Genomic DNA, 18622 nt, shown 5'->3' on the forward strand with positions numbered 1-18622 from the left:
AGGAGAACCAAGCTCTTCGGGCCGGCGTGGTCGGCCTGGGCATGATCGGTGGTGGTGTGGCCGTCAGTCTGGTCCGCAGCGGCCGGGTTCCAGCAGTTCACGACATCCGGTCCGACGCCTCGGAGAAGTTGCCGGGCGTGCCCGCTCCGCTGGGTTCACCGGCCGAGGTGGCCGCGGCGAGCGATGTCGTGATGGTCGCGGTCCTCAACGCCGAACAGGCACGCGAGGTGATCGCCGGGGCGAACGGGCTGCTGTCCGCCGCACACCCCGGCCTGACGGTCGTCCTGCTGTCCACGGTGGCCCTGCCCGTCGTACGGGAACTGAGCGGCCTGTGCGCCGGGCGGGGCGTGCCCTTCCTGGACTGCGGTGTGACGCCGGGCGACAAGGCGGCGGAGAACGGCATGGTGGCCATTCTCGGCGGCGACCGGGACGCCGTCGCCGGAGCACTGCCCGTGCTGGAGGACTGGTCCAGGAAGGTGGTGCACTGCGGGCCGGTCGGCGCCGGTATGGCCACGAAGATCGCCAGGAACGTCGTCACCTACGGCGGCTGGCGGACTGTCGCGGAGGCTGCGGCGCTGGTCCGTGCCGCGGATGTCGACCCGGCACGACTCGCCGAGGTGATCGAGTCCGCAGACCCCGAGGGCCGTATGCTGCTGCAACTTCTGCGCATGCACGGACCCGACGGCGAACTGCCCGAGGCCGTGGGCCGCCTGATCCAGCCGCTGATGACCAAGGACCTGGACGCCGCTCAGCAACTGGCCGCCGCACTCGACGTCGACGCCCCACTCGTGGATGTGGTGCGCGCGAAGGCTTCGCAGACCCTCCAGATAGAGGAGGTCTCCACCGGGAAGGACACGGAGGAGAGGAAGAGGGCGGCGGCGGACGACCCGCACGCGTTCGGCCTGGAAATGATGGACCGTGTCTACGGTCCGGGCTTCGGCGCGGCCGCGGAGGGGAGCGACGCCCTCTTCACGGATCAGACCGTCGACTACCTCTTCGCCCAGGTCTGGGGCCGCGAGGCCCTGTCCGTACGGGACCGCAGACTTCTCACCCTCGGGGTCGCCGCCACGGTCGGCCGCCCGGAGCTGATCCAGATCATTGCCAACGGCGGTCTCGTCAACGGTGAGCTGACGCCCGAACAGTTGCAGGAGGCCGTACTGCATCTGGCCGTCTACACCGGCTGGTGCAAGGCCACCGCCACCCACACCGGCATCACCGCCGCCATCGAGGCGCACACCGCCCGTTCCGCCACCGCTGAGGAGCAGAAATGACCGAGACTTTGATCAGCCAGCCGGTCACCCGCGACCCCCTCAAACCTCTCGACCCGCCCGCCGATTACCGTCGGCTGCAAGCGGAACAGCCCCTGATCAGGGTGCGGTTCCCCAATGGCACCACCGGCTGGCTGGCCACCCGCTTCGAAGAGGGCAGCCAGGTCTTCAACGACCCGCGGCTGAGCGCGAAGCGTCCGCGCCACGACACCCCCGAGGGGGAGGCCGCGGAGGCTGGCGACGACTCGCCGTTCGACCCCGGGTTCGTCATGATGGACGAGCCCGACCACGGGGCCTACCGCCGGCTGCTCACCGCCCGGTTCACCCCGAAGGCGGTGCAGAACAAACTCCAGCCCTACATCGACAAGATCGTCGATGAGCACCTGGACGCCATCGCCGCCGGGCCCGAGACCTTCGACTTCGTCCAGGCCCTGGCTCTGCCCATCCCCTGCCTGGTCATCTGCGAGCTGCTCGGAGTCCCGTACGCGGACCGCGACAGCTTCCACGAGGCCACCGTGGACATGATGGACATGGCCAAGGCGCGCGAGGAGCGGGACAAGGGGGCTCACTGGCTGATCGACTACATCACCCGCCTCGTCGCGGAGAAGCGACGCACCGGAGCCACCGACGGCATTCTCGCCGAACTCATCGCCAGGACCGACGGCGAGGCGTCGATCCTCACGGAACGGCAGCTCATCGGACTCGGGGTGCTGCTCCTCTTCGCCGGTCACGACACCACCTCCGCCATGATGGGACTTTCCGCGCTCACCCTGCTCACCCATGACGAGCAGCGCAGGGAACTGACAGAACGCCCGGAGAAGATCGGCGGTGCAGTCGAGGAGCTGATGCGCTACCTGACGATCGTCCAGTTCGGGCTCGGACGTGTGGCCAAGGAGGACCTGGAGATCAGTGGCGCGCAGATCAAGAAGGGCGAGCTGGTGGTTGTCGCGATGAACGCGGCAAACAGGGATCCCCGTGTCTTCCAGGACCCGGACAGCCTGGACCTCGACCGCAAGATGGTCCGGCACATGGGATTCGGCTACGGAGTCCATGCCTGCCTGGGGCAGAACGTCGCACGCGCCGAGCTCAGGACGGTCCTGCCGAAGCTTTTCCAACGCTTCCCGAATCTGCGGCTCGCCACCCCGCTGGAGGAGGTCCCCATGGACTTCACCGGAACCAACTACGGCGTCCGCAAGCTCATGGTCACCCGCTGACCCCGATCAGCCGCCCTTCATGCGTCGGGCGCGAGGCCCGGTGACGTGTCTGCCGCGACGCAACTGCCGCCGGGCGGGAGGCCAGGTGTCCTCCCGCCCGGCGGCATCGTGCTTCAAGGACCGTCGGTTCGGTTGTGCGGAGGCAGGCCGAGCATGCCGCGGTCACACCGACATGCACCGGGTACGACGGTGCCGGGGCGGCTGCCGCGCTGGGGCCCGCCCCTGCGCGGCAGCGTCCGCCCGGCCGGTGGTGTCCCCACAGCGTGCGGTACCCGGCCTGCCGTTCCCGGATCGACCAGGTCTATCATCAGGCGTAGACATCACATGTAGACATCGGATGTGGACACAGCGGACGGCCTTCGGGGCGGGACGTGTGAGGAGCGAGATGGAGTCGGTACGGTCGCGGGCCCTGGTGCCCTGCTTGGCGTTCGTCTGCCTGGTCACGGCCGTGATCGGCAGCCTCGGGGCCCCACTGATCCCCTCCATCGCGGCTATGAGCCATGTGTCGGTCGCCGATGCGCAGTGGTCGCTGACGATCACGCAGTTGGTAGCGGCGGTGGCCACCCCTGTGATGGGGCGGCTCGGCGACGGGCCGCACCGCAGGCGGGTGGTCGTCGGCACTCTGGCGCTGGTCGTGATCGGCTGCGTGCTGGCCGCACTTCCGCTGGGCTTCGCGACGCTGCTGGTGGGCCGTGCGTTGCAGGGCATTGGGCTCGGCCTGACTCCGCTGACCATCGCCGTGGCCCGGGACGCGCTGCCCGCCGCCCGCTCCGCACCGGTGATCGCCATGCTCTCCATCACCGCGGTGACGGGTGTGGGACTGGGCTACCCTCTCACCGGCCTGGTGGCCCAGTGGGGAGGCGTGCGTGGGGCCTACTGGCTGGGTGTCGTGGTCAGTGCGCTGGGACTGGCCGCCGCCGCGTGGGCCGTGCCCGCGGCACGGCACCGGGCCCGTGTCCCCCTGGACATCCTCGGAGCGGTGCTGTTGGCCCTGGGCACTGCGGGACTGCTGGTGGCGATCAGCGAGGGCGAGGCGTGGGGATGGGGCTCGTGGCGCGTGGACGGCATGATCGGCGCCTCCGTCCTGCTGCTCGCCGTCTGGGTGTTCTGGGAACTGCGCACGCCTCACCCACTGGTTGCGCTGAGGCTGGTGCGTGACAGGTCGGTGATGACCGCGAGCGTGGCGGCGGTCCTGGCCGGTGTCGGCATGTACATGCTGTTGTCCACCGTGACCAGGTTGGTACAGACGCCCGCCGCGACAGGCTACGGGCTGGGCCAGACAGTGGTCGTGGCCGGTCTGGCCCTTACCCCGTTCTCCATCGGCAGCTTCCTGGCGAACCGGCTCACCCCGACTCTGGTGCGCTGGACCTCACCGCGGGCGGTGCTCCCGATGAGCTGTCTGATCCTGCTCGCCTCAATGGCGATGTTCACCTCGTGGCGCGGGAACATGGCCCAGATCATGGCTGTCATGTTCGTCGCGGGCCTCGGTGTCGGCGTCATCTTCGCGGTGATTCCCGGCTTCCTCGTCCGTGCGGTGCCCTCGCACGAGACCGGCAGCGCGATGAGCTTCAACCAGGTACTGCGCTACATCGGCTACGCGGTCGGCAGCGCGATGAGCGCGGCCGTGCTGGAGGGGCACACCGGTGCGGGCGCGGCCTACCCCTCCTCCAACGGCTATACCGCAGTGGGACTGCTCAGTTGCGTGGTCTGGCTCGTGACCGCCGCAGTGGCCCTGATCGTGCCGTTGCGTCGCCGAGGCGGGCGGATCCTGTCGGGGAACCTGCCCCAGGGACGCATACATCCAGTGACGGAGAGTGCACACCGTCCTGCGGCACCGGGCCCGTTGTCGGGGCAACGCGACGAAACGGTCGCGGAATGAGTGCGACGACACCGGCCGGTGCTCAGCCAACCGCGGCCGGCCGGCCGCGGCGTGACGCCGCAGGCAGCCGTGACCGGCTACTGAAGGCCGCGAGTGAGCTGTTCGCCGAGCACGGGTACGACCGCACCACCGCGCGGGCCATCGGCAGCCGTGCCGGTGTGGACCCGACCATGATCGCCCGCTACTTCGGCGGCAAGGCCCAGCTCTATGTCGCCACGCTGCGTATGGGTGACGGCCCTAACGAGATCGTCGACCTGCTCGACCCCGGCAGGCTGGCGGTGATCCTCGACCTGACCCGGCGGCGGGGCCCCAATCCCATCTACCAGGTCGCCGTCCGCCCGCACGACGATCCTGCGGGTCAGACGGCCACCCGCGAGGAGCTTCACCGCCGCGTGATCGAGCCGCTGCGCCGTCGACTGTCGGCAGAAGGCGTGGACCAGCCGGAACTGCGTGCCGAGATCATCGCCAGCGCCTTCATCGGCGTCGTCCTGGCACGCACGTCCGGTGCCTTCGATCATCTGCCCGACGTACGAGACGACGTACTGGGCGCGCTGCTCCTCGACATGCTGAGCCCCGAGCCGCCACTGTCGCGGCGAGCCGATGGCCGGCTGCCGGACACGGGATCGTAGAACAACCGAGCCTTTCCTGTGGCGAGCGCCTGCGACACGACCGGTCGGATGCGTGGGTGATCGTTGTTCTCGGCAGGCCCCTCGGTGGGCTTTGGCCGATGTGTGCCCCGCGGTGACCAAAACGCTGGGGCATCAACACACTCGGCAGCGGCAACGCCGGCCGGAAGCTGCGCCCCGACCACCTTCGGGGTCCGAGCGTTCGCCGCTGCGCCTCCTGGCACATGACCAAATACGCGTACCTGGCAGTGCCAGGCCGGAATCGATTCGACAGGATTGCGCTATTGGCGCAAAGCTTTCCAGACCGCACGAAACCTGCAATTAACATAAATTTACCTGTCAGAAATGCCACACGGGTGATCCCCGATTCCATGTGGACTAACTGCGTGTATAGGGCAACAGTCACCCGAGGCAACTCTCTTCGAGTGGACTGGGGTTCTCATGTGTGGAATCACCGGCTGGGTCTCCTACCGGCGTGACCTGACGGAACATCAAGAAGACATCGACGCCATGACACGGACCATGGCGTGCCGCGGCCCCGACGCCGCGGGCGCGTGGGTGGCGCCGCACGTCGCCCTGGGGCACCGGCGGCTCGCCGTGATCGACCTGCCGGGCGGCGCGCAGCCGATGACCGTGGAGACTCCCGACGGGGCGGTCTGCATGGTCTACTCCGGCGAGGCGTACAACTTCACCGAGCTGCGCTCGGAACTGCGCCGTGCCGGGCAGCGGTTCGACACCGACTCCGACACCGAGGTGGTGCTGCGCGGCTACCTCGTGTGGGGCGAGAAGCTCGTGGAGCACCTCAACGGGATGTACGCCTTCGCCATCTGGGACACCCGCACCGAGCGCCTGGTGATGATCCGCGACCGGATGGGCATCAAGCCGTTCTACTACTACGAGACCGAGGACGGCGTCGTCTTCGGCTCCGAGCCCAAGGCGATCCTGGCCAATCCCACCGTCGCCCCCGTCGTCGGACTCGACGGCCTGCGCGAGCTCTTCGCCGGCGCCAAGACGCCCGGCGCCGCGGTCTGGGAGGGCATGCGCGAGGTGCGGCCCGGGGAGATCATCGTCCTGGACCGGGGCGGGATGCGCCACCACATCTACTGGCGGCTGCGTTCCGAGCCGCACACCGACAGCAAGGACGAGACGGTCGCGCACGTCCGCGCGTTACTGGATGACATCGTGCGCCGCCAGCTCGTCGCCGACGTGCCCCGCTGCACGCTGCTCTCCGGCGGCCTGGACTCCTCCGCGCTCACCTCCCTGGCACAGATCCACCTGGCGCCCCAGGGCGAGACGGTGCGCAGCTTCGCCGTCGACTTCCCCGACCAGGACAAGCACTTCCAGGCCATCGACGTCTCGCCCACCCAGGACACGCCCTACGTCCACGCCGTCGCCGAACACGTGGGCTGCGACCACCAGGACATCATCCTGGACGGGGCCGCGCTGTCCGCCCCCGAGGTCCGCCGCGCGGCCGTGGGCGCCCGTGATCTGCCGGCCGGCATCGGCGACCGCGACAACTCCCTCTATCTGCTGTTCGCCGCGGTCCGCCGCCACTCCACCGTGGCGCTGTCCGGCGAGTCGGCCGACGAGGTGTTCGGCGGCTATCCGTGGTTCCACGACGAGCGGCGGTACGCCGAGACCTTCCCCTGGCTGGCGGGCGGCACTCGCTCATCGAATCGGGCGGCCAGATCAGTGAGGACCTCAAGCCCGCGCTGGCCCTCGGGGACTTCATCTCCGACAGCTACCGGACGGCCGTCGCGCAGACCCCCGCCCTGGACGGGGAGACGGGCCTGGACCAGCGCATGCGGGTGGTCAGCCACCTCCATCTGACCCGCATGGTGCAGACCCTCCTGGACCGCAAGGACCGGATGAGCATGGCCGTCGGCCTGGAGGTCCGCGTCCCGTTCTGCGACCACCGCCTCGTTCAGTACGTCTTCAACGCCCCCTGGTCCCTGAAGACCTTCGACGGCCGTGAGAAGAGCCTGCTGCGTGCCGCGACCCGGGATGTCCTGCCCGAGTCGGTCGCCAACCGCAAGAAGAGCGGATACCCGGGCACATTCGACCCCGCCTATGTCGAGGCCATCCAGTCCCAGGGCGCCGAACTGCTCCGCGCCGGCCACGCCGCGACGGACCTGGTCAACCGCGAGCGCCTCACCGAGGCCACCACCCGGCCCGCCGCCGACCTGGACCAGCGGCAGCGGATGCTGCTGGAGCGCACACTCGACCTGGGCGCGTGGTTCGACATCCACCACCCGACGGTCAGGGTCTGACCCCGACGAGGAGCGGGCCCCGGCCCGCTCCTCGATTTCCCCTTTCGCTGCGAATTGCGCAACTCGCGTGGAGCCAGAAGACATACCGGCGATAGCGGAGACTCGATTTCATGCGCATATCCAGCGTTGCCACCCCAGGAGGAGCGCAGATGGTCCAATGGTTGGAGGCCAATGCGGATCCACGGAAACTATGGCGGGAACTCGACGGTGCGCCTTTCGACCGACGCTCCCGGCAAGGCCGGGCTCCGGTTGACGGTGGGGCGCGTGGTAGGTGAGTACGCATTCCCGGCCGCTGTTTGAGCCCGGTCTGGTCTCCGGGCCGGCGCCCGCGCAGACGCGGTCGGCGAAAATCGGGACGCACCGGCGCCCGCAGAACCGTTCCGCGCTGTGGGTGGGCCGGCAGCGAGGCGAGACCCGCAGAACCTCACCGGCGGTGTCAACCACTCGGGCAGGCCCGGGTCGGTGAGCAAGCCGGGGATGAGGCGATGTAGTCATGGGTGGTGCCAGCGGTATGCCCGAGACGGCCGCGAGCTGGGTGAGGGGAACGTGACAGCGCGGGCACACCAGCGCGAGAAGCACGCGCCAACACGGCGAGAGCCCGCACCGTCATCGCCCGCGCGGGCGATGACGAGGATCGAAAGCCCGGCACAGGGACAGGTCGAGGGCTGCAGGACAGGTAGCAAACGAGGCTCTTGCTCCGGTGAGCTGTGACTTCGAAAGCGGAAGCGGGAATTCTTCAGGTCGTAACCGGTCAGGAGGGGTGCGCGGACCGAACGCGCCGGGCCCACAAGGTGCTGTGGGGTCAGCCGTTGAAGACAAGCTCGCTCCGGTCGCGGCGTTCATACAGGTCCCAGTACAGCGGCGCGATCTGTTCCGGAGTGGCGGCGGGAATGCCTTCGGGTCCGCCTTCGCCGATCCACGTGTTGATCGCGACGTGTACGGCGTACACACCGCTGCCCGTCAGCTCGTTGTGGAGGTTGAGGGTCCAGTTACGCAGCGCGCCGGCGGCGGCGTTGACGTTGCCGAGCATGGGGATGGGGTGGACGGAACCGCCACCGGTGGTGAAGATCAGCGTCCCCGCCCCGGCCTCTCGCATGGCGGGCAGCACCGCGCGTGCTGCGGCGACGGCCCCGTAGAAGGTGTATTCGATCTGTGGCTGGACGTTCTCGACCGTGACTTCGCTCGGGGGGACCGTGGTGAAGCCGGGTACCGGCGAGTGCGGTGCCGGAGAGTACTCCAGCACGTCGAGCGTGCCGAAGCGGGCCTGGGCCGCTTCCAGAGCAGCGGTGAGGGACGGCCGGTCCAGCACGTCGGCGGGGAAGGCGGCGGCCACGACGCCCTCCTGTCGCAGCTGGTCGGTCAGCGCATCGAGCTTCCTCTTGGTACGGGCGATCAAGGCGACGTCGAAGCCGCGGCTGCCGAAGGTACGGGCGATGGCCAGGCCCATACCGGGACCGGCGCCGACGATGGCGAGAGTGGGCACGATCAGACCTCTTCCGTGCGGGGTGCGGGTAGGACGGTTCCGTTCAGGAGCAAGTGATGGCGAGCTTGCCGAGCGCGCCCGCACCGAACGCGGCGAACGCGTCTGGGGCCTGCTCCAGCGGGTAGGTGGCGGTCACCGGTACACGCAGTGCGCCGGAGGTGGCGTCGGCCGCCAGGGCGGTGAGGGTCTGCACAGTGGCGTCAGCCATCACCGAGCGCGCGGTGGCATTTTGTCCCTCGACGGCGTCGGGGCCGAAGCCGAGGGTGGAGGCGATGCGTCCGCCCGGCCGCAGCAGGCCCGCGAGCTGGGCGCCGTCGCCGGCCAAGTGCACCACCGCGTCCACTCCGTGCGGGACGATCGCGCGGACCTGGGCTTCCAGGTCGCCGGTGAAGTCGACCAGGTGCACGTCGGCACCGGTGAGGCCGGTGACGAAGTCGGCTTCCGCGCCGGGACGGGCGGTGGCGATCACCTTGGCGCCGCGGGCGGCGGCGATCTGCACGGCCAGCGCGCCCACCCCTCCAGTGGCGCCGGAGATCAGCAGCGTCTCGTCCTTGCCCGGGTTCACCGCGTTCACGCTGTCCACTGCCGCCGTACCGGCCAGCCCCAGTGCTCCGGCGTCCTGAACGCTCAGCCCCTCCGGGATCGGTGCGACGCCGTATCCGGCGGTCACCGTGACGTACTGGGCCAGAGAACCCGTGCCCAGGAAGGGTTTCATCACGACGCCGAAGACCGTGTCACCGACCGCGAAGCCTTCCACGCCCTCGCCGAGGGCCTCGACGGTGCCGGCGAAGTCCTTGCCGACCACGAGCGGGAAGCGGTGCTCCATCATCCCCCGCATATATCCGGCGGCAGTGGCGGCGTCGAAGCCGTTCACCGAGGAGGCCGCCACCTTCACCAGCAGCTCACCGGCCTCCGGGCGCGGGATGTCGACCTCCCTCACGGCGGGAGCGGACGGAACGGAATCGACAGTCACAGCACGCATGATCATCATCCTCGCAGAAGTGGAACGGCCTTCCCGTTTCCATGATGTCCAGCGTAGCAACACAAGTGGGCAGGCTGTTCCATTTCGGTAGGGTGGGGACCATGACCGCCTCCGCAGTTTCCGCCGACGCCCCGGGCCACCCGCCCGGGACGGGCCTGCGTGCCGACGCCGAACGCAACCGCGAGAGCATCCTGGCCGCCGCCCGCCGCCTCTACGCCGCCGAAGGTCTCGGCGTGTCCATGGCTGCCGTGGCCCGCGAAGCCGGCGTCGGCAAAGCCACCCTGTCCCGCCGCTTCGCGACCCGCGAAGAACTCATCAGCGCGGTCTTCGCCGACCGTATGGACGCCTACGCCATCGCCGTCACCGACGCCTTGGCCGACCCCGAACCCTGGCGCGGCTTCGCCCGGTACATCGAAGCCGTCTGCGCCATGCAGGCCGCCGACCGAGGCTTCGCCGATGTCCTGACCATGACCTTCCCTGCCGCCAAAGCGCTGGAAGCCCGCCGCGCCGAGGCGTACAACGGCTTCCTTCTGCTGATCGAGCGGGCCCAGGCCACGGGACGTCTTCGGATGGACTTCACCCCCGAGGACCTCGTCATCCTTTTGATGGCCAACGCTGGCGTTGTGGCCGCCGGCGGCGACGCCGCCCCCGACGCCTGGCGCCGTCTCGTCGGCCAGTTGCTCCGTGCTTTCGCGGTCCCCGGGGCGGAAGCCGGGCCACTGCCTCCCGCTCCCGCCCCCACAGCGCTCTACCGGGCCATGGTGCGCCTCTCCCGCCGCCTGCCCCCCACCTCCTGAACCGGTCGGCCCCCGGGGGTGGCGGCTTCGGTCGAGCGAGAGGTCACCTGGCCCTGTCCAACACGGTCCGGACCAGTTCAAGAGCGTGGTCGACGTCGTGTGCGATATTCATCAGTTCCACGAAGCAGTGATCGACATCGGTCTCCCGTCCGGCGCCCGTGATCGCTCCCACGACCTCGTCGAGGGTCGCCTCCGTGGTCGGGTACACCCGCAGGACCATGCCGAGTCCGGACGGGTCCCGGCCTGCCTCGGCCGCCAGCCGCCGGACCTCCGCCATGGGAACGTTGACGGCATCCGGGGTGAAGGGACCGGAGCCCGGCTGGACGACAGGGAGCCAGCCGTCGGCCCTGCGGGCGACACGGCGCATCGCGGCCGGAGCGAAGCCCGCCAGATAGATGGGGGGACGCGGACGCCGGACGGGCTTGAGGCCCACATAGGTGGCCGGGATCCGCGTGTACGCGCCCTCGAACTCGACCGGATCGGTGGTCCACCAGGCCTCCAGCGCGTCCAGGGCCTCGTCCAGCCGGGCGCCGCGCTCCTTCATCGGCACGCCCGCCGCCTGGTACTCCTCGGGGGACCAGCCGGTGCCGAAGCCGGGCAGCAGACGCCCCCCGCTGATGAGGTCGATGGTCGTCAGCGAGCGGGCGAGCAGGGCGGGCGCGTACCAGGGGGCCTGGAGGATGTTGGCCCCGATTTCGGCCCGTTCCGTGGTGGTGGCGGCCACGGCCATCAGGGCGAACGGGTCGAGGACGGTCCGGAAGGTGTCCGGGACGCTGTCACCGCCTCCGTATCCGACGGTGGGCTCGACCGGGGCCAGGAGCCGGTCGCCGACCCAGAGGCTGTCCGCGCCCAGCGCCTCGGCCTCCTTCGCGAAGCGACCGGCCTCGTGGGCCTGGCGGGCCACCGGGCCCATCTGGGGCAGGGTGAATCCGATACGCATGACGACTCCAGGAAATGGTCGGTGGAGGGCGGGCAGGCGGCTGATTCCGTGACCGCGTCAGACCGGTGCGCGGCCTGGCGCGCAGGTGCACTGTCTCACCAGAGGACGGGCGGCCTCTGCACAGCACTGTTGATCGTTTCCTCCTTGCAACGGAACTCTTCGAACGGCACGGCCGCCTACTGGGCAGTGCCGTTCGAGATCGATGACCGGACGGGCCAAGTCGCGCGTCCGCGGAGTCGCGAGGGTACGGCCGGTGGTGAGCCGAACGGCCGTTTGACTCAACTCCCGATGAATCCGCCGCCGTTCACGTCGACCACCGCGCCGTTCACGAAACCCGCCTGGTCCGAGGCCAGGTAGCGGATCGCCGAGGCGACCTCGGCCGCTGTACCCAGCCGACGGGCCGGCGTCGTCATGGCGGCGTTCTGGAGAACTTGAGGGTCGGACGTGCGGGCGAGCGGCGTCTCGATCTGCCCAGGCGCCACGCAGTTGGCGGTGATCCCGTACCGGGCGTAGTCGCCCGCGATCTTGCGGGTCATACCGATGAGCCCGGCCTTCGAAGCCGAGTAGTGCGTGCCTGCCCGGTCCGAGTAGGTACGGCCGGCGCGCGAGGCCACGTTGATGATCCGGCCCCAGCCCTTCTCTCTCATCGGCGCGACAGCTCTTTGGCAGAGCAGGAAAGGTGCGGACAGGTTGATGCGCATCACCCTGTCCCACTCCTCCAAGGACAGATCCTCGAAACCCGGGACGATCCCGTTCCGTTTGGGGTGGATCCCGGCGTTGTTCACCAAGATGTCGCAGGGTCCCACCAGTTCATGCATGCGCCCGACCGCGGTGTCGATCTGCTGGTGGTTCCCCAGGTCCGCCACGAGCGGGAGTACCCGGTGGCCCTCGGCCTCGATCCGCTCCGCCACCGCCCAAACGGCCTCGCTCCGGTCGAGCAGCACGACGGTGGACTCCTCTGCGAGGAGGGTTGCGACGGCCAGTCCGATTCCGCTCGCGGCCCCGGTGATCAATGCGACTTTCTGGTCCGGCATGAATTTCTCCGTTCACTCGGGACCATGCGGTCCGCCGTCACCTCGATGTGGTGGATGGCTCGATCTGCCGCCGAGTCCCTATCCCTCAGGTCGAGCCTTCCTCACTCGGTGCGCCCGGTGCCGATCATGGCCGCCGCCAGAATGCAGGGTTCGTCGTAGTGGTTCTTCCAGGCATGCGCGACACCCCCCAAGATCACACAGGTGCCCGGTCCGAGCGTGCGGACCTCCCCGCTGCCCAGTTCCAGGTCCACCTTGCCGGAGAGGATCACGTCGTAGTCGAGGGTGTCCGTCGCATGCATCGACGGTTCGGTGTGGTTTCCGGCGCGCATGTTGGGGTCTTCGGTGTGCGACCTGTCGAACCGACGCTTGCCGGCCGAGTGCGGCGGCAGGCACACGATTCCGAACTGACTGCCGCCCGGCCCGGGGAAACGCATGACATCCGGCGCCCGACCGAGGTTGGCAGGCAGCGAGGAGTCGGTCGGGGCGGCCCACAGCCACAGCGATTCCAGGGCACCCGGGTCGAAGCGCTCGGCCGGGCTGCCGGGGTCCGCGAACTCCTCGACACCGTCCTCGTTGGTCCTGGCGAAGACAACCTCAATGTTTTTCAGGTACTCCATGGTTCCTCCTCTGTTCGGGGGCCTTTGGGGACAGGATCGGGGCCGGGCCGCCGAAGCGGTCTCAGCCCGCCTTGCCGCTCATGCCCTCTCTGCGATGGCGTGCGCATGTGCCGCGGCCTTCCCCGCCCACATGCCGGTGATGAAACACGGGGCCAGACCCCCGGCGTAGGCCCAGTGCGAAATACCGCCCACGTCCGCTCCCCCGGCGAAGAGACCGGGAACCGGCCGCCCGTCGGGGTCGAGAACCTCGCCGTCGAGCGAAACGCGCACGCCGCCGAAGGTGAAGGTGATGGCCGGCTGGACCTCCACCGCGTAGAAGGGCGCTGTCTGCGGTGCCCGCGCGTCCGGTGCGACGGGCACCCCGAGGGCCTGCGCCGACGAGGAACTCACCGCTTCGGCGTACGTCTGCATCGTCAGCCGCAACGCGTCGCGGGCCACACCCCACTCCGCCACCTGGTCGATGATCGCGTCGAGCGTGTCCGCCGTGGCCGTCCGTGCGCCGGCGCTCCGCGCGCGCTCGAAGCGGTCCACCCTGCCGACACCCGGGAACGGCTCGTCGGTGCCCTCGTTGCGGCGGACGTGGTCATCGAAGATCAGCACACCGCGGGCACCAGGTGCGCGCAGCACGACCTGGGACAGGACCGAGTCACCGACCCGCTCGTCGGCGAGCCGCCCGCCGTCCATCCCGACCAGGACCGACGCCGCCGAGTGGTACTGGGTGAGAGGACGGAACTCCTCCGGCTCGAACGATGTGACCGGGTGGGCGATGAGATGGCCGTAAAAGGTGGACATTCCCTTTGTTCCCGCCCCGCCCGCGGACTGCGCCAGGCGAAAGCCGTCGCCCACACTGCCCGGGTTCGAGCGGACCAGCAGATGGTCGGCGTTCTGCCCCATATAGCGGGCCAGCATCTCCCGGTTTCCCTGGAACCCGCCGGAGGCGAGGACGACCGACTTCGCCCGGATCGTGGTCAGTGTCCCGTCCGCCGACCTGGCGAGGACGCCTGCGACACGGTCGCGCTCCTGGACGAGGCCGACCGCGGCGGTCTCCAGCAAAACCTGCCCGCCGGCCTCGACGACGGCCTTCTGCGCGTATGCCAGCAGCCCGGTGATGTCCAGTTTGTACCCGACCCCGAACCTGTTGCCGGACCGGATCGGCCGGTCCGCGATGGTCACGCCCAGCGAGCGGATGAAGTCAGCCGCGACATGGTGGTGAGCATGCAGCTTGTACTGCATCTCCCGATTGCCGAGCCGGGCCAGCTCGTCGAACTTCGTTCGGTCCTCGAATGTCCAGAAGCCACCCGCGGACAAAGCCGCCGAACCTCCGCCGACCGGCCGCTTCTCCAGAAGTGTCACCGTGGCGTCCTCCGCCAGCGCGGCCAGGGCCGCACCGCTCCCGGATGCCCCACTGCCCACCACGACGACATCGGTCCTGAACTCTCTGCTGTCGGTAAATCCCATGGTTCTCTCCCTCGGCCGGCGCCATCAGCATGGTGCAACGCTGCTGCCGGCGGCTTTCCCGCAGCGGTCTTCTCGAAGATCGAGCTCTTACTCGTCCCGGCGTCAGCCGAGGACACCACCGTTGACGTCGATCACCGCCCCGGTGACGAATCCGGCACGCTCCGAAACCAGGTACTCGACTGCGGCCGACACCTCGTCCGGGCGTCCCATCCGGGCCGCTGGGGTCTGGCTCACGAAGGCAGCCCCCATCGCCGCGCCGGACGGGTTGCCGTTGGTCAGCGGTGTCTCGATCCTGCCGGGGGCGACACAGTTGGCGGTGACCCCGTACGGTCCGCCTTCACCCGCGACGGTCCGGGTGAAGCCGATCAGCGCGGCCTTGGTGGCGGCGTAGTGGGCTCCGGCCTGCGGAACATACATCCGGCCGGCCCGTGACGACATGTTGACGATGCGCCCCCAGCCCTGGTTCTTCATCAGCGGAAGTGCCCACGCGCAGAGCCGGAACGCCGCAGTGAGGTTGACCGCGAGCACCTGCTCCCACTGCTCCACGGGGATGTCCGCCAGGTCGAGCCGGGTGCCGTCCGGTGCCTTCGGGCTGAGTGCCGCGTTGTTGACGAGGATGTCGCAGCGTCCGTACTCCTCGGTCAGGAACCCGGTCAACGCGGTGACGGCCACTCCGTCGCCGAGGTCGACCTCGTGTCCCACGGCCTGACGGCACTCCGCGCCAAGGGCGTCCGCGACATCCTTGACCGCAGGGGAGCGGTCGAGCAGGACGAGCGTTCTGTCCGGGGCCGCGAGTCCTTTCGCGATGGCGGCACCGAGCCCCTGCGCGGCGCCGGTGATGACGGTGAGCCTGGATGTCTCCATGATCGTCCTCCTTGGTCACCCGGGCAGAGAGTCGCCGGCGGGGCGGAGCTGGGACCCCTCCCGGTCGCTCTCTGCCTGGAGGGGTTTGAGAGCGGTCTCCCTGACGAACGTGATCGTGGCGAGACCGACCACCATGATCCCCAGGAACCACCAGGTCAGGGACGTGATCGTGTGGGTGGAGTCGATCAGCCGAGTAATCACGAGAGGGGCGAAGCCGGTCACGATGAAGGCCAGGTTGGACCCGAGCGCAGTACCCGTGTACCGAACGTTGCGCGGCATCATCTCAGCGTAGAACACGTATCCCGGAACGATCGTCCAGGCGTGGACGAGCATGAAGACCGTGAAAGCCGCACCCAGTGCCACGATGTTCGTCGCCTTGTCGAGGATGAGGAGGACCGGGTAGGCCAGGACCACGAAACCGGCGTATCCGGTGATGATGACGCGCTTGCGTCCCAGCTTGTCACTGAGCAGCCCGACCATGGGGTACGTGAGCACGGCCAAGGCGATCGCGATGGCGATCATCCAGTAGACGGGCTCGGATCCCAGCCCGCGGTTCTTGATCAGGTAAGTGCCGAAGTAGGAGACCGCGACGTTACCGGTGCCGGTCATGGCGACGGTGAGCAGGAAGACCTGCACCACCTTGACGGGGTGTCTGGTGATCACTTCCCGCATTGGGCTGCGCACGATCTCGGACTTCGGAATCGCCTTGAACTCGGGTGTCTCCTCGATCTTGAGCCGGTAGGCGAGGCAGAGCAGCGTCAGCGGCACGACAGCCAGGAAGGGAATGCGCCATCCCCAGGAGGCCATCTGGTCGGGTGACACGAGCGAGGAAGCCAGCCCGCACACGGCTGCGGCGGCGGAGAAGCCGCCGACCGAGCCCATGGCCATGGCCGAGGCGTAAAAGCCGCGGCGGCCGTCGGGTGCGGTCTCGGCGATGTAGGCGGCGGCACCGGCGGATTCCCCGCCCGCGCAGAACCCCTGGACCATGCGAGCCAGCAGAAGGAGCACGCTCGCGGTGGCGCCCAGGGTCGCGTAACTCGGGAGGAAGCCGATCAGCGCACTGGCCGCGCCCATGGTGACGACGGTGAGGACCAGAGCACGCCGTCGGCCCGCACGGTCGCCGAGCCGTCCGAAGAACCAGCCGCCGAGCGGTCGGACCAGATACGACGAGGCGAAGACTCCGAAGGTGAGCAGCAGGCCCACTAGAGGGTCGTCGCCTGGGAAGAACTGCGGGGCGATGTAGACCGCCACGAAGGCGTAGATCCCGAAGTCGAAGTACTCGATGAGCGTGCCCAGGCCGCCGGCCGTGGTCGCTCGGCGGATCATCCGCCGTCTGCCGGGGTCCAGACCCCCTGTCGGCGAGCTCAGAATCGTCATCTGTATCTCCAGTGATCTCTGTGACGGGTGGTGGGGCACTCACCGGAAAGCCGGGCGGTGCCGCTCGGGCCTTTGAAGCTCATGCGCAGACCGGCGAGGTCGCCGAGGCCGGGGCAGTTCGCCCGGCCACCTGGGTAAGGGTGTCTACCGCGCCCTCGATTGCGTCGCCGCGCCAGGCGACCTGGCCGTCCGGGCGGACCAGGACCAGTGCGCGTTCGTAGAGTTCGGCGGCTTCGGGGTTGTTGATGTCTACCCGTCGAAGCGGTACGGACATGGCGACTGCCGCGCTCTCCAGCGGACCGGTCACGGCGCGGTCGTCGAACCGCAGCAGTACGAAGCCGAGGCCGAACTCGTCGAGGACCGATTGGGTCTGTGCCTTGTCGAGCCAGATGTGCGGGGCCCTGGAGCCGGGCCGGGCGGTCTGGACGTAGCGGGAGACCTCAAGTTCCGGGGCGGGCGTGCCATCGGGTACCACCACGGGCGATCCCTCGTAGAGGTAGCCCAGATGGATGCCGATGGAGTGCCATTCACGGCTCATCATCGCCGTGTACTCGTCCCCGAACTGGTTCCGCGCGTCGACCGCCGCCTTGCTCATGTCGGAAGGGTCGAAGATCACGGGGTCCGGCCGGGAGAGCCGCGGGTTCAGCATCCGGCGCAGGTTGTCGCTCGCCTCGCCCACGTTTCGCTCGGCGACCGGTCGCTGCTCGATCTCGTAACTGTCCAGCAGTACATCGCCACCCCACCCCTGCAGGCAGGCGACCAGCTTCCAGGACAGGTTGACGATGTCGAGCAGCCCGGTGTTCATTCCGAACCCGCCGGTCGGCGAGGTCAGGTGGGCGGCGTCACCGGCGATGAAGACCCGCCCTCGCCGGTAGGACTCCGCGACCAGCTGCTGTCTCACCCACGGAAGGATGGAGAGGATCTCGAAGTCGAAGTCGTGTCCGACCGCGCGGACGATCGCCTGCCGCAGCTCCTCCTCGGTCGCCTCACGGTGCTCACCGTCACCGATGAGCGAGAAACGCCACTGGTCGCGGCCGTTGATGGCGACGAGCGTGGCCCAGGTTCCTTCGGGCCCGATGAAGATGTAGCGGTAGGCGGGCTTCTTGTCGTGCAACCGCTCCAGGTTGTCGCAGCGGAAAATGGCGTTGGTGGTGTAGGTGAGTGTGCCCTCTCCGGCCATCTCGATGCCGAGGGCGGTGCGCACCGTGCTGGCCCCTCCGTCCGCGCCGACCAGGTAGTCGGCTTCGACCTCGTAGGTGCGACCGTCCTCGACCGAACGCAGAGTCGCGGTGACGCCGTCGCCGTGGTCGGTGAAGGAGATGAGTTCGGTGCGGTAGCGGATGTCCGAGAGTCCGGAGCGTCCGGCGAAACCGGTCAGCACCGGGTCGAAGAAGTTCTGCGGGCACCGCTCACGGTGTTGCGGGCTCTGCGGCGGGCACTTTTCATCGCGGGGAGCCGGGAACTCCTCCCGGCCGAACTCGAAGCTGTTCAGGTCGGCCACCCAGGCGTTGTCCTGGACGTAGCCGCGGTTGTAGCCGGCCGATTCGACCTCGTCGACGATGCCCCAGCGGCGGCAGAACTCCATGCTGCGGATGCCGACCATGTCCATCTTCGGCTGGAAGACCGACCCGTCCCGACGCTCGACAAGGACGGAGCGCACCCCCCGCCAGCCGAGGTCTCCGGCAAGGGCCAGCCCGACCGGCCCGGCTCCGACTATCAGCACCGGCACTCGCTCGACCATGCGTACAGCCCTTTCGTTCGGTTCCATTCACACATCGGCCACAGGAGCGGCCTGGCGCGATACACATTGGCA

The 18622-nt window shown here is 68.9% G+C and carries 14 protein-coding genes and 1 pseudogene; 6 read left to right on the top strand and 9 right to left on the bottom strand.

Going from position 1 to position 18622, the window contains the following annotated elements; translation table 11 throughout:
- The first annotated feature begins 41 nt into the window (after positions 1-41).
- The 5 genes and pseudogenes from RLT58_RS05525 to asnB all read left to right on the top strand — a co-directional run bounded on the left by RLT58_RS05525 (position 42) and on the right by asnB (position 7257).
- Positions 42-1271 carry an NAD(P)-binding domain-containing protein gene (locus tag RLT58_RS05525; protein ID WP_399126839.1) on the top strand — a complete coding sequence of 410 codons (1230 nt, stop codon included), beginning with the start codon at positions 42-44 and terminating at the stop codon, positions 1269-1271.
- Positions 1268-2482, top strand: coding sequence for a cytochrome P450 (locus RLT58_RS05530; RefSeq protein ID WP_311302281.1), 1215 nt, complete (start codon positions 1268-1270; stop codon positions 2480-2482). The genes RLT58_RS05525 and RLT58_RS05530 overlap by 4 nt, the downstream gene beginning before the upstream one ends.
- Positions 2483-2867: 385 nt before the next feature.
- The gene (locus tag RLT58_RS05535) at positions 2868-4361 is read left to right on the top strand and encodes an MFS transporter (protein WP_311302282.1); all 1494 of its coding nucleotides are present in this window, start codon (positions 2868-2870) and stop codon (positions 4359-4361) included.
- Positions 4358-4990: a TetR/AcrR family transcriptional regulator gene (locus RLT58_RS05540; protein ID WP_311302283.1), complete on the top strand. Its 633-nt coding sequence runs from the start codon at positions 4358-4360 to the stop codon at positions 4988-4990. Before RLT58_RS05535 ends, RLT58_RS05540 begins: the two co-directional genes overlap by 4 nt.
- Before the next feature lie 438 nt (positions 4991-5428).
- Positions 5429-7257: pseudogene (gene asnB / locus RLT58_RS05545) on the top strand (asparagine synthase (glutamine-hydrolyzing)).
- Between the two features lie 802 nt (positions 7258-8059).
- Here the strand turns inward: asnB and RLT58_RS05550 are convergent.
- Positions 8060-8740: an SDR family NAD(P)-dependent oxidoreductase gene (locus tag RLT58_RS05550; protein WP_311309261.1), complete on the bottom strand. Its 681-nt coding sequence runs from the start codon at positions 8738-8740 to the stop codon at positions 8060-8062.
- Positions 8741-8783: 43 nt separating this feature from the next.
- A complete protein-coding gene (locus tag RLT58_RS05555; protein ID WP_311309262.1) occupies positions 8784-9722 on the bottom strand; it encodes an NADP-dependent oxidoreductase in 939 nt (312 codons plus the stop codon).
- Positions 9723-9823: 101 nt separating this feature from the next.
- Here RLT58_RS05555 and RLT58_RS05560 point away from each other — a divergent pair, with 101 nt between their 5' ends.
- Entirely contained in the window at positions 9824-10519 is a 696-nt protein-coding gene (locus RLT58_RS05560; protein WP_311309263.1) for a TetR/AcrR family transcriptional regulator, read from the top strand.
- Between the two features lie 43 nt (positions 10520-10562).
- Here RLT58_RS05560 and RLT58_RS05565 read toward each other — a convergent pair whose 3' ends face one another.
- From RLT58_RS05565 to RLT58_RS05595, 7 genes are all read right to left on the bottom strand, one after another.
- Positions 10563-11459, bottom strand: coding sequence for a TIGR03619 family F420-dependent LLM class oxidoreductase (locus tag RLT58_RS05565; RefSeq protein ID WP_311302288.1), 897 nt, complete (start codon positions 11457-11459; stop codon positions 10563-10565).
- Positions 11460-11737: 278 nt separating this feature from the next.
- Positions 11738-12493 carry an SDR family oxidoreductase gene (locus tag RLT58_RS05570; RefSeq protein ID WP_311302289.1) on the bottom strand — a complete coding sequence of 252 codons (756 nt, stop codon included), beginning with the start codon at positions 12491-12493 and terminating at the stop codon, positions 11738-11740.
- 101 nt (positions 12494-12594) lie between these two features.
- Entirely contained in the window at positions 12595-13110 is a 516-nt protein-coding gene (locus RLT58_RS05575; protein ID WP_311302290.1) for a cupin domain-containing protein, read from the bottom strand.
- A 78-nt stretch (positions 13111-13188) separates the two neighbouring features.
- Complete coding sequence (locus RLT58_RS05580; protein WP_311309264.1) at positions 13189-14568, bottom strand: FAD-dependent oxidoreductase; 1380 nt, start codon at positions 14566-14568, stop codon at positions 13189-13191.
- A gap of 102 nt (positions 14569-14670) precedes the next feature.
- Positions 14671-15432, bottom strand: coding sequence for an SDR family NAD(P)-dependent oxidoreductase (locus tag RLT58_RS05585; protein WP_311309265.1), 762 nt, complete (start codon positions 15430-15432; stop codon positions 14671-14673).
- A 15-nt stretch (positions 15433-15447) separates the two neighbouring features.
- On the bottom strand, positions 15448-16809 hold the full coding sequence (locus tag RLT58_RS05590) for an MFS transporter (RefSeq protein ID WP_311309266.1): 1362 nt from the start codon (positions 16807-16809) through the stop codon (positions 15448-15450).
- A gap of 79 nt (positions 16810-16888) precedes the next feature.
- Complete coding sequence (locus tag RLT58_RS05595; protein ID WP_311309267.1) at positions 16889-18550, bottom strand: FAD-dependent monooxygenase; 1662 nt, start codon at positions 18548-18550, stop codon at positions 16889-16891.
- Positions 18551-18622: the final 72 nt, after the last annotated feature.

Source organism: Streptomyces sp. ITFR-16 (assembly GCF_031844705.1).
Classification (GTDB): Bacteria; Actinomycetota; Actinomycetes; order Streptomycetales; family Streptomycetaceae; genus Streptomyces.